8 protein-coding genes and 1 riboswitch are annotated in these 11,969 nt (G+C 68.1%); of the genes, 3 read left to right on the top strand and 5 right to left on the bottom strand.

Translation table 11 applies throughout. From position 1 onward, the window contains the following. Window positions 1-95: 95 nt before the first annotated feature. A complete protein-coding gene (locus AUCHE_RS10575) occupies window positions 96-515 on the top strand; it encodes a hypothetical protein (RefSeq protein WP_006503296.1) in 420 nt (139 codons plus the stop codon). Window positions 516-533: 18 nt separating this feature from the next. Here AUCHE_RS10575 and AUCHE_RS10570 read toward each other — a convergent pair whose 3' ends face one another. From AUCHE_RS10570 to AUCHE_RS10550, 5 genes are all read right to left on the bottom strand, one after another. Further along, window positions 534-2,039, bottom strand: coding sequence for a sensor histidine kinase (locus AUCHE_RS10570; RefSeq protein WP_245706958.1), 1,506 nt, complete (start codon window positions 2,037-2,039; stop codon window positions 534-536). A gap of 87 nt (window positions 2,040-2,126) precedes the next feature. Then, window positions 2,127-2,852, bottom strand: a complete 726-nt coding sequence (locus AUCHE_RS10565; RefSeq protein WP_006503294.1) for a response regulator transcription factor — start codon at window positions 2,850-2,852, stop codon at window positions 2,127-2,129. 378 nt (window positions 2,853-3,230) lie between these two features. Next, window positions 3,231-3,875, bottom strand: coding sequence for a DUF998 domain-containing protein (locus AUCHE_RS10560; protein ID WP_006503293.1), 645 nt, complete (start codon window positions 3,873-3,875; stop codon window positions 3,231-3,233). 159 nt (window positions 3,876-4,034) lie between these two features. Next, window positions 4,035-6,902, bottom strand: a complete 2,868-nt coding sequence (locus tag AUCHE_RS10555) for a hypothetical protein (RefSeq protein ID WP_006503292.1) — start codon at window positions 6,900-6,902, stop codon at window positions 4,035-4,037. Next, window positions 6,902-8,719 carry an HSP90 family protein gene (locus tag AUCHE_RS10550; protein WP_006503291.1) on the bottom strand — a complete coding sequence of 606 codons (1,818 nt, stop codon included), beginning with the start codon at window positions 8,717-8,719 and terminating at the stop codon, window positions 6,902-6,904. The genes AUCHE_RS10555 and AUCHE_RS10550 overlap by 1 nt, the downstream gene beginning before the upstream one ends. Before the next feature lie 197 nt (window positions 8,720-8,916). After that, window positions 8,917-9,143, top strand: a riboswitch (cobalamin riboswitch). A gap of 106 nt (window positions 9,144-9,249) precedes the next feature. Between AUCHE_RS10550 and AUCHE_RS10545 the strand changes: the two genes are divergently transcribed. Both AUCHE_RS10545 and AUCHE_RS10540 read left to right on the top strand, forming a co-directional pair. Next, window positions 9,250-11,463, top strand: coding sequence for an anaerobic ribonucleoside triphosphate reductase (locus AUCHE_RS10545; protein WP_006503290.1), 2,214 nt, complete (start codon window positions 9,250-9,252; stop codon window positions 11,461-11,463). 2 nt (window positions 11,464-11,465) lie between these two features. Beyond that, window positions 11,466-11,960, top strand: a complete 495-nt coding sequence (locus AUCHE_RS10540; RefSeq protein WP_006503289.1) for a 4Fe-4S single cluster domain-containing protein — start codon at window positions 11,466-11,468, stop codon at window positions 11,958-11,960. Window positions 11,961-11,969: the final 9 nt, after the last annotated feature.

The raw sequence follows: 11,969 nt of genomic DNA, 5'->3' as shown, positions 1-11,969 counted from the left end.
GAGGGCATACCGGCCAATAGCCTGAATCACGTTCGTGGACCGACAAACTGGCGTCCGGGCGAGTTCTCTTCCGGCGCCTATGCAGCTGGGGGCAGATGATGACGAACCGCGAAGACCGCCTCTGTGCCGGGCCTGTCGCCGTCTTCGGCTTCTGGGTGACCCTGATCTGGTGGTCCGCGCTCTTCCAACCGGTCCCCGCCGCGGTGCACTCCTCGCACGGTTTCCTGACGCTCTCGGCCGCCGTGCTGAGCCTGGCCTTCGTCCTGGCCCTGGCCGGAGGTCTCCTGCGGTCCTCGCAGGCCTGTCTGCGGTGCGCACGTCGAGGCGCGCACATCTGCATCGGAGTGGCGGGTGCGCTGCTCGCGGTGCGCCTCCACCTGCTCGCCTTCGCGCAGGCGAGCGGGATCAGCGTGCTCCTGCTCCTGGGCTGCCTGGTCGTCCTGGGTTTCTACGTCCTCTTCCCGACCTGGCTGGTCCGGCATTTCGTCGCCGCGCCGGGCGAGAGCGCCTTCTGACCGTCCGCGGGTAGGCGCTTACGCCGTCGCCTGAGGCCTCTCAGCGGGCTGCGGCGCAGCGGAGGACATCGGCAGGCGCACGGTGAACACCGTCCGTCCAGGTGAGCTGTCCACGCTCACCTGGCCGTGGTGGGCGGACACCACGGCCTGCACGATCGACAACCCCAATCCGGTGGAGGCCGGGCCGCTGCCCTCCTCGCTGCCGGACACCCGGGTCCGGGCCTCGTCGCCGCGGGTGAACCGCGCGAAGACCCGGGGTTGCAATTCCTCGGGGATGCCGGGGCCGTCGTCCGCCACCGTGATCACCGCCCAAGCTGCCGGGCCGCCGTCCTCCTGCCCGGCCGGAACCGCCCGGACACTGGCGGTCACCGTGGTGCCCTCCGGGGTGTGCACGCGGGCATTGGCCAGCAGGTTCACCACCACCTGGGTGATCCTGGCCCGGTCGCCGACCGTTTCCACCGCGGACTCTGGCAGATCCAACTGCCACCGATGGCCCGGCCCGGCCGCCCGGGCATCACTCACCGCGTCGATCACCAGGACGGTCAGGTCGACCTCCTCGGCGGCCAGCGGACGTCCGGCGTCCAGACGGGCCAGGAGCAGCAGGTCCTCGACCAGGCTCGCCATCCGTGCGGACTCCGAGTCGATCCGGTCCAGCGCATGCCGTACCCCTTCGGGGACGGGTTCGGTCTCCTTGCGGGACAACTCGGCGTAACCGCGGATGGAGGCCAGCGGGGTGCGCAGTTCGTGACTGGCGTCGGCGACGAAACGACGCAGACGCATCTCGCTCTCGTGTCGGGCCTGCAAGGAACGGTCGACATGGTCGAGCATCTCGTTGAAGGCGGCGCCGACCTGGCCGACCTCGGTCCGGGTGTCGGTGTCCTGATGAGCGATACGTTCGGGGAGCTCGACGGCTCCGGTGGACAAGGGCGTACGGGAGACCCGTCCGGCCACCGCCGCCACCCGTTCCAGGGCGGCCAGATTGGCCCGGATCAGCCAGGTCGCGCCCCCGCCGAGCAGGACGAGCCCGATCAGTCCGGCCATCACATTGGTGTAGAGGATGCTCTCCAGCGGGTCTTCCATCCGGCGCAGGGGCAGGCCCGCGATGACGACGCTCCGACCGGTCTCCTGGCGGGCGAGCCGGTAGTTGCCCAGCTCGGATCCGAGATACACGGTGCGGGGTCGTTCGTCGAGCTCGGCGGTGAGTAGGGCCCGGGTGATCTTCTCGGTCTTCTCCACCCGCACCCCTTTCTTGGTGTACGCGGCGAACTGGCGCACCGAGCCGTTGCGGATCTCCAGCAGGAGGAAGTCCCCACCGATGCCACGCCCGGGATCGTCCTGGTCGGCGGGGGGAAGATTTCGTCCGCGGTGTTGGTCGACAGCACGTCCGATGGTCTGTCGGACCTGTTCGTCGAGCTGCCGGGTCAGTGACTTCCGGGCGACGGCGAAACTCGTCAGCCCGGTCACGATGGTCACGATCACGAACAGGGCGACGATCGACAGGACAAGTTTCCGACGCAGGGACATACCTCTCAGCATCGCTGGCCTTTCTCGTCCTGCGGGTCTGGAGCAGTGGCCGTTCTCCGGCACAGTCGTCGACGGGGTGGTGCGGGGTCAGCCGGCCGGTTTGAGGACGTAGCCGACTCCGCGCAGGGTGTGGATCATGGGTTCTCTGCCGGCGTCGATCTTCTTGCGCAGATAGGAGATGTACAGCTCGACCACGTTCGCCTGTCCTCCGAAGTCGTAGTTCCACACCCGGTCGAGGATCTGTGCTTTGGAGAGGACCCGCTTGGGGTTGCGCATCAGGTAGCGCAGGAGTTCGAACTCGGTGGCGGTCAGGGTGATCTCCGTGTCTCCGCGTGTCACCTCGTGGCTGTCCTCGTCGAGGGTGAGATCGCCGACCACGAGCAAGGAGCTGGCGTCTTCGGCGCTGATCGTGGTGCGTCTCATGAGGGCGCGTAGCCGGGCTACCACTTCTTCCAGGCTGAAGGGTTTGGTGACATAGTCGTCGCCGCCTGCGGTGAGTCCGGCGACGCGGTCTTCGACGGTGTCGCGGGCGGTGAGGAAGAGGACGGGCACATTGGGGTCGTGGTGGCGCATCCGCCGTAGGACTTCCATGCCGTCGAAGTCGGGCAGCATCATGTCGAGGACGACGGCGTCGGGGCCGAACTCCTTGGCGGTGCGTACGGCGGCCGTCCCGGTGCCTGCCGTGCGGACGTCCCAGCCCTCGTAGCGCAGTGCCATGCGGAGCAGCTCGGTGATATTCGCCTCGTCGTCGACGACGAGGACGCGGACCGGGCTGCCGTCCGGTCGGGTGAGGGATGGTGGTGCGGAGTTCATGATTTCGATTGAAGTCCGCCAGATGTCGATCCCGCTATGCCTGTCCTGTGTGTTTTCTGTGAATGGGCGTGAAGTGCGAGAGTACGCTGACCCTCAAAATCAGAGATGATCTTGGATACTTCCTGGTCAATGAACACAGAGTCATACGAAGGGGATGGCGTGGCCTGCGACTCACAGTTCAACGCGAGGGATCGTGCAGAATATATTCAGGGTGGACCGGGATAGTCCTCGTCACGACCTCGGATGGCGACGAGGTCAGCTCCACCAGAGGGGAGGCGCTTCCACAGGCGAGGGAAGTGCCGAGGGCGAGAAGCCCAGGTGGGGTCGGTTCTCTCGTGAGGCGGGAACCGGCCCCACACCACGCCCACGAACCGGCGCTCAGGCCTTCTCCACCGACGAACGGGCCCTGATCCGCGCCCGCGGCATCGCCAGATCCACCAAGACACACGCCCCCGCCAACAACACCCACAGCGACAGGCTGTCCGTCGCCAACCTCTCCCACGTCCCCAGGCGCAGACCGAACAGATCCCCCCACACATGGGAGAGCAGAAAAGCCACATAGGACCCGACCGACAGCACCAACACCGACCAGGTCACCGCACTCAACGTCGGCGACATGCGCGGCCACACCGCCGCCGCCGTCCGCGGCCGAGCCAAAGCCGCCATCCCCGCCCACTGGAACATCACCTGCGCCAACGCGGCCAGATCATGCACCGGCAGATGCTCATCCGCCGGGATCATCGCCATCACCACCATGGCCAACCCGCTCAGCACGAAAAACGACCACACACCCCACTCGCCGCGCCGACGCACGGCCATCGCCCCCGCACCGGCCGCCAACAACACCCCGGCCACGATCAACCCCGCATTGAACGTCTCATGCCCCGGCGAACACACCCAGCGAGCCGTCCCGGAACCGTCCAGGACCTTCCCACAACTACGCATTCCCAGATCACTGATGTAATTCAGATTCCAGGCATACGGGCGAGGCCACGCACGCAGAGCAACCAGCTGCGCCAGCATCCCCACCACACCGCTCGCGCACCAGGCGAAACCGAAAAATCGTGTTCCTGGAGCCACAAGCTTCACCAAACCACACAGCGAGCCGCGCACGCAACGAGCCGAGCCGCACCCACACACCCCACAACGGACGAATCGACGACCCCGCCACCAGCAGAACGATCACACCGGATGCGGACCGTACTGCGCCCAGATCTTCTCGCCCTCGTCCCCCCGACCGGTGTCATTCAACAGCGTCGCCAACACCCGGGCCGCATCGATCCGCGCATTCGACAACATCCCGTCGGCCAACACCGGCAGATTCTCCCGCAACAGCCGCTCCGCCTCGTCGGCATGCCCCGTCCGAGACAGCGCCAACGCGCGCAACGACCTCGCCTCCGCGCAGATCCCCGCCCGCCCCGCCTCCGCCGCCAAGGACTCGGCCCGATCCACATAGGAGAAGGACAACTCCCACTCGCCACGATCAGCCGCCAACCGACCACCCTGCAACAACAAACTCAACGACAGCAGCGTCGCGTCATAACTCATCCCCCCGGCATGAGGCTCCTTGAAGAAGACCTGGATCTCGTCCTCGCACGCCGACAGGGCCGCCAACCCGTCCTGCAGGTCGTACTGCGCCAATGCCGCAGCACGACTCCGACGGGCACTGAGGAAAATACTCGGATCATTGCCCCGCCGGGCAGACTGAGCAGCCTCCTCGAAGACCGGCACCGCCGCCCGCGCCGACCGGACCTGCCAGGTCAGCTCCCCGGCGGACTCCAGACAACGGGCAGCCTCCACGAAATGCTCGCCACTGCCGAAAGCCTGCGCACCCAACCGATACACGTCCAGAGCACCGGCCAGGTCGTCGATCCGACGCAGCGCACCCGCCAGAGCCCAACACGCCGCCCCGAGCGACGGCGAAGACTCCGCCCGCAACACCGGCAGAGCCTCCTCCAACACCAACGCCGCCTCATGCGGACGATCCGACTCCAGGAGAGCCATCCCCAGATACCGCCGAGCCGCAGCCAGATAGGTCGGCCCCAGATCCGCGACCTCCGACACCGTCCGGCGGGCCACCGCCAGGAGCTCCTCCCAGGCACCCACATAGGTCAACGCCGAACACAACTCCAACGCAGCCGGGGCCAACGCAGACTCACCACGCTCATGGGCCTCACGCACCGCTGCCCGTAACGGCTCCACCGCCTCCTCGGGACGCCCCTGGGCGGACAACGCCAATCCCAAGACCACCCGAGGCAGACTCAAGGTACGCCCCGGCGCACCCGCCGCCGTGAGCAGGGACAAGGCCACCCGGCTCGAGTTCTCCGCCGCGGACAGGTCGAAACCCAGCTGCTGCCAAGCCGCCCGCCCCAGCACATGCCCCTGCCAGGCCCGCTCACCGATCGCGGCGAAAGCCTCCGCGGAACGCTCCAACCACAAGGCAGCAGTCCGCGGCTCAGGATGATCACCCAATACCGCCAACGCCGGACCCCGATGCGGATCACCCACCGGGATCGCCCACGCAGCCTCACCGGAAGCCTCCCAGACCTCCCGATCCTCCGGCATGTCGTGCAACGCCAGCTCGACACCGATCCGCGCGGTCAACCCCGGCTCGTCACCGCAACGCGCCTCCTCCTGCGCGCGCTCCAACCAGGCGCGCCGGGCCGACTGCGCATCCTGGTGCTCCCGCAACGGATCAGCGGTGTCCTCGTCCGGGAGGGGGACGACCCTCCGGTCCAGGTAGGCGGCCGCTGCGAACTCGGCCGGCGTCCTCGGCTCGGGCTGGTCCTCCCGGGTGTCGTGCCAGGCCTCGATGAGCCGGTCGTAAGCCTCGTCGAAGGTGTCCAGGGCCGCCTGCACCCGGGCCCGCCAGGCGATCAGGCCGTCCGGTAGCTCCAGCTCCTCACCGTCCGTCTCCGCATCCGGGTACGTGGCGGGGAGGGGCCGGGCGTAGCGGCCCCGGGAGGTGCCCGGCCGGCCGGCGCCCCCGGAACCGAGGCCATCGGGGGCGGCCAGCTCGGCCAGCGACGTGGACACGCGGGTGCTGCCGTTGCGGGCGTCGAAGGACTCCGCCAGCGAGTCGGCGACCGCCCGGAGACGGTCGTGCTCGGCAGCCCATGTCCCCGCCCAGTCCTCCTGGTCGATCCCACCGGCCCGTCCGGCCGCGTCCAGGACGGTGGCGGCTGTCGCGGCGAACTCCATCCGACGACGGGGGCTGCGCATCTCCTCCACCCAGGACAGCCGCGGGCGGAGCAGCTGCCAGGCTCGGTGCGGCTGCCCCGTCCGCACCAGGAAGAGCATCGTGCGGGCTGCCATCGCAGCCTGGGCCGGACGGTGGTGGCCCAGCTGCCACGACCGCACGTGGGCCTGCACGGCCTCCTCGACGCGGCCGCTCCGCAGCAGCCAGTCCACCGACAGGGACAACGACAGCGCAGGTTCGTCGACGCAGCCGATCCGCCCGGCCGTCACCCCCTGGAGGACGCGCAACGCCCGGTCGACATCGCCCTCCGCGGCGAGGAACTCGGCCTCGGCCCGGGCACAGCAGGCGCGACAGTCGGACAGCTCGTCCCGGCGCTGGGTGCGCCACAGATCGACCGCCGCGTCGGCCTGGTCGGGCGAGTTCACGTCCATCGCCAGCCGGGCCCGCAGCAAGGTCATCGTGTGGCGGCCGTGGCCAGCCTCACGGAAGCGTCGCTCGGCGTCGTCATAGGCCTGGCGGATCGTCGACAACGGGATGTCGGGCAGCTCGAGCATCCGGCCCAACGACCACTTCAACTGTCGGAGCATCCACTGTCCCTGCTCCGGGGACAGCCTGTCCCCCGAGTCGTCCAGGGCCTGCAACTGCCATGCCGTCAGCGCTAGCTCGTGCTCGCCAGGATCCCCGAAGGCGTAACTGGCGGCCAACTGTGTCCGGGCCCTGGCCTGCCAGGAGAGGTCGGCGACGGCATCGGCGAGAGCCACTGCCTGTTCGGCCTCCCGGCAACGCTCCCGGCCGTGTGGCATCCGCTCGATCCGGTCCAGAGCCGCCCGCACCTCGGAGACCTCGGCCATCACACATCCTCTCCGGGCGCCATGGCCAGCGAGACCAGGTGCGGCAACGCCCGGGACACGAGGGCCGACTCGTACGGACGTAGTGGATGATGCCCGCTGACCAGCGCGTAGGCGTACAACGCCTCGATGATCGACGACTGCAACCCCGGGTCTTCGCAGCCGCGTAACGACCGGATGCTCTGGTTGCGGGAATTCAGGACGAACTGCGGCCGGTCCGTGTCCGCGCGCAGACTGCCGAGCAGCTCCGTCCACGCCCCGTCGTCGGATCGCCCCGCACCGTCCCGGCAGGAACTCGACCGGGCCCCCCGGTCGGAGAGCAGCAACGCCGGAACCGCCGCCGGGGAGAACGAACGCACCACCATGTCGCACCCGGCCCGGTCCAGTACCCGCCCGGCGAGGTCCAACAACGGCAGATAGGAGGACTCCTCCCCGGGGGACGGGGTGTCCAGCGCGGTCAACAACGACGTGGGATGCACCAGCTGGGTGGGGACGCCGGTCAGCTGCGCGTACCGCAGGATCAGCGCGCCGTCGTGGGTGCCGCCGCCGTTCAACAGGGAGGACCCCTGGGCGCTTTCCACCGGGGCCAGCTGGCGGAAGTCGTCGACCGTCGCCGCATACCGCAGCACCTGGCATTTCTCCGCGAACTGCGGCAGGGTCACCGGGCCGAGGGTCGACTCGAAGGTCAACCATCTGCTCACCGCGTCCAACAGGTCGTCGTGTGCGGTGGCCAGGCATTTCACCGTGAGTTCGTGCACATCCAGGAAGGCGCGGATGCGGGAGGGATCGGTCTGGGCGGTCCGGGTCAGCCAGGACAGGATCTGGCTGCCGAGACGGTCCCGGGTGCGCTGCAACAACTCACCTTCGTGCAACCCTTCCCGGTTGGCGGTCAGCGGGAGCCTGTCGGCGTCGACCACGGCCCGGGCGAAGACGGCCCACGGCGGGAGAAGGGACTCACAGCGGTCGCCGACCAGCATGCTGTCGGCGTAGACCCGATGGGATCCGTGCTGCCCGGCCGGATGCGGCAGGAGATAGGCGATCCCCCGCAGCCCGGTCTCCGGATCGGTCAGGTCGATCCAGTCCAAGGGGGAGAACCCGAGCAGGTCGTTGCACAGGTCGGTGACCTCGGCCCTGCGCGACAGGGCCGACCCGCAGGGACGTCCCCGGACGTCGGCCTGCCAGGGGAAATGCCGTCGGACGATCTGCTCCGGGCCGGTGGCCGTGTGCAGGACGATCTCGTGGGGCAGATAGGCGGCGAATTCGTGGATCAGCTCCCGGACGGTGTCCTCCCGGACCAGATGCGCGTGTTCGGGGCGGGCCTCCAGGCTGACCACGGTGCCCCGCTCGAGCCGGGGAAGGTCCGACTCGGTCACCGAATAGGTGCCGCTGCTGTGCGCCGTCCACCGCCAGGTCGGCTCCTCGTCGTCGTGCCGGGTGCACAGCTCGATGGTCTCCGAGACCAGGAAACAGGCGAGCAGTCCGATCCCGAAGTGGCCGATGAAGGTCTCCTGTGTCGAGGCGGCCGCCCCGGGTTTGGAGGAGCTGCCGATGCCGACCAGGAAACGGTCGATGTCCTCGCGGGTCAGCCCGATGCCGTTGTCGTCGAGGTGGAAACGTCCGTCGGGTGAGACATCGGCGGGGGTGATCGTGATCCGCGGGGGTGCGCTCGCGGCGGTGGCCGGGGCGAGGAGGAGCCGTGCGGTCAGTGCGTCGGCCGCGTTCTGGATCAACTCCCGTAGGTAGACCCTGGGTCCGGAGTAGAGGTGATGGCTCAACAGGTCGACGACGCCTCGGAGATCGACCTGGAAGGGCGCGCTCACATGTTCCTCCTTCTCCACTGGGCTGGCCGCTTCGATCATGACATGTGTCCAGGTCCTTTCTTGACTTCCTCACAGAGTTGGGGTGGCGTGAGTGATCTGGGTGAACTGTCCACAGCGGGGTGTCGATTCGTGATGCGCTCGTGCGACGGCATAAGCTACCCCTTGTGTCGGTTCGCGCCGGACACCACTACATGTAGTGGCTATTTCTGTGTTGTGGCTGCGCATCCCCGCGCACCACGACACCGGAAAAGGCGCGAGGCAAGAGGGAATCCGGTGAGAATCCGGAACTGCCCCGCAGCGGTGAGAGAGAACGACAAGCGGCAGAAGCACTGGCCCCCAGCCGGGAAGCGCCGCCCAGTAGGACCACCGGGAACACCCCGGAACGCTCTCCAGTCCGAAGACCTGCCGACACCCGGGGCAACCAGTCCCGGTGTCCGGCACAGGCCTCGCGGGTGGGCCCGGTCGAAACAGGAGACCCCCTGTCCTCGACCGCTCCCGCACGCCCGTGCCCCGGCCCGCGAGGAGCGCACATGTCGATCGACACCGTCACCGCAGCACCTGTCACCAGCGACGACCTCGACCATGACACCCGCCTCATGCGAGCCTTCGAGGAGATCGCCTACACCTCGGCAGCCGAGAGCGACGTCAAACGCGAGAACGCCAACGTCGACGCCAACACCGCGATGGGCGCCATGCTCAAATACGGCTCCGAAGGCGCCAAACACTTCAACCTCCTACGGGTCGTCGACCCGGACCACGCCGAAGCCCACATCGACGGCGACATCCACATCCACGACCTCGACTTCCTCACCCTCACCACCACCTGCTGCCAGATCGACCTGCGCAGACTCTTCGACGGCGGCTTCTCCACCGGCCACGGTGTCCTCCGCCGCCCCCAGAGCATCGCCTCCTACGCCGCGCTCGCCTGCATCGCCATCCAGTCCAATCAGAACGATCAGCACGGCGGCCAGTCGATCCCCGACTTCGACCGGGTCATGGCCGACGGGGTGCGGCTCACCTACGCCCGCAGCTACCGGGAGAACCTGACCCGCGCGTTGACCCTGCGGGCGCCTGCACCCGGCCTGGGACGGTACGACTGGGAACAGGTGGCCACCCGAGCCCTGGACGTCCTGGCCGCAGCCCGCGACCTGCGTCCGGCCCTGGAACCGGCTCCCGGCCAGGTCGACCAGGAACGGCAGGCCCTGATCGCGCAGACCCTCGCACAGCTCGTCGAGAACGGCCCCGGCGAGGGCACCCCGGCGGACGGGCGCGGGACGGTCGAGGAGGACGCGATCCGCGCCGCCCAGGAGTTCGCCGCCTCGGAGGCCTTCCGGGACACCGAACGCGCCACCTATCAGGCGATGGAAGCGCTCATCCACAACCTCAACACGATGAATTCCCGGGCCGGCGCACAGACCCCGTTCTCCTCCATCAACTACGGCACCGATGTCTCCCCGGAGGCCCGGCTGGTCGTGCGGGCCCTGCTGGCCGCGACCGAGGCCGGGCTGGGCAACGGGGAGACCCCGATCTTCCCCATCCAGATCTTCCGGGTGAAACAGGGCGTCAACCTTGATCCGGGCGACCCGAACTACGACCTCTTCCGGCTGGCCTGCCGGTGCAGCGCCAAACGGCTCTTCCCGAATTTCTCCTTCCAGGACGCGCCGTTCAACGCTGCCCACTACGACCCGGAACGCACGGAGACCGAGATCGCCTACATGGGCTGCCGCACCCGGGTCATCGGCAATGTCCACGATGCTTCCCAGGAGGTGTGCAACCGGCGGGGGAACCTTTCCTTCACCAGCATCAACCTGCCGCGGCTGGCGATGGTCGCCGGCGGTGACCACGACGACTTCTTCACGCTCCTGGACGAGACCCTCGACCTGGTCGTGGCCCAGCTGTTGGAGCGTCTGGAGATCCAGAGCCGTAAGCGGGTGCGTAATTTCCCCTTCCTGATGGGGCAGGGAGTCTGGTTGGGCAGTGAAGAACTGGGGCCGGACGACGAGGTCGGCGAGGTGCTCAAGCACGGCAGTCTCTCCGCAGGTTTCATCGGATTGGCCGAGGCGTTGACGGTGCTCATCGGGCGTCATCACGGGCAGACCCTGCAGGCTCAGGAGCTGGGGTTGCGCATCGTGCGTCGGATGCGGGCACGCATGGACGAGGAGGCGGCGCGGACCGGGTTGAACTTCACCCTGCTGGCCACTCCTGCGGAGGGGTTGGCGGGTCGTTTCGTCCGGCTCGACCGGGCGCGTTTCGGTGACATCCCGGGGGTCACCGACAAGGACTACTACACGAACAGCTTCCATGTCCCGGTCACCTACGGGATCACTGCGGCCCGCAAGATCACCCTCGAAGCGCCGTACCACGAGATGACCAATGCCGGGCACATCACCTATGTCGAGCTCGACGGCGATCCCGGGGCGAATCTGGAGGCTTTCGAGGCGATCGTGCGGCACATGCATGCCAGCGGGATCGGTTACGGGTCGATCAACCATCCTGTGGACCTGGATCCTGTTTGCGGGTACACCGGCTGCATCGACGACGAGTGCCCTGGTTGCGGACGCCTCGAGACCCCCGACGCGCCGTTCGACCGGATCCGCCGGATCACCGGTTATCTGGTGGGCACCTTGGACCGGTTCAATGACGCCAAGCGTGCCGAGGAGCGGGACCGGGTGCGCCACGGGCTGCGCAGCCTCGGTGGTTCCGGTCTGGGCTCGGCGTCCGGTGAGGCGGAAACCCGGCCGTGAGGATGAGGATCGCAGGCCGGGTCCAGGACTCCATCGTGGACGGGCCCGGCTTGCGGTATGTCGTCTTCGCCCAGGGGTGCGACCTGAGCTGTACGGGTTGTCAGAATCCGCAGAGTCAACCTTTCGAGGCCGGGACGGTGGTCTCGGTGGACACCTTGATCGCGGAGATGCAGGACAATCCGCTGACCGGGGGGCTCACTCTGAGTGGTGGTGAGCCGACCCGTCAGGCCGGCCCGGCGGCCCGGCTCGCCTCGGCGGCGAAGGAGCGCGGGCTGAACGTGTGGTGTTATTCGGGATACCGGGTGGAGCACCTGTTACGACGGGCCCGTACGGAGCCGGAACTGGGCGAACTCCTCCATCTGGTGGACGTCCTGGTGGACGGGCCGTTCGTACTGGCTCGGCGGAGTCTGTCGCTGCCCTGGCGGGGGAGTACCAACCAGCGGTTGGTCGACCTGCCGGCGACTCTCGTATCCGGTGAGATACGACTGGCCGGGTAGGGGTTCGGG

Source organism: Austwickia chelonae NBRC 105200 (assembly GCF_000298175.1).
GTDB classification, from domain to species: Bacteria; Actinomycetota; Actinomycetes; order Actinomycetales; family Dermatophilaceae; genus Austwickia; species Austwickia chelonae.
Note: the sequence above shows the minus strand (reverse complement) of the source record. Positions and strands in the feature narration are given on the sequence as shown.

Coding starts and splice junctions, on each gene's coding strand:
- AUCHE_RS10555 (WP_006503292.1), bottom strand. CDS start 6,902: ATGGCCGAGGTCTCCGAGGTGCGGGCGGCTCTGGACCGGATCGAGCGG.
- AUCHE_RS10575 (WP_006503296.1), top strand. CDS start 96: ATGATGACGAACCGCGAAGACCGCCTCTGTGCCGGGCCTGTCGCCGTC.
- AUCHE_RS10570 (WP_245706958.1), bottom strand. CDS start 2,039: ATGTCCCTGCGTCGGAAACTTGTCCTGTCGATCGTCGCCCTGTTCGTG.
- AUCHE_RS10560 (WP_006503293.1), bottom strand. CDS start 3,875: ATGCTGGCGCAGCTGGTTGCTCTGCGTGCGTGGCCTCGCCCGTATGCC.
- AUCHE_RS10540 (WP_006503289.1), top strand. CDS start 11,466: ATGAGGATCGCAGGCCGGGTCCAGGACTCCATCGTGGACGGGCCCGGC.
- AUCHE_RS10545 (WP_006503290.1), top strand. CDS start 9,250: ATGTCGATCGACACCGTCACCGCAGCACCTGTCACCAGCGACGACCTC.
- AUCHE_RS10565 (WP_006503294.1), bottom strand. CDS start 2,852: ATGAACTCCGCACCACCATCCCTCACCCGACCGGACGGCAGCCCGGTC.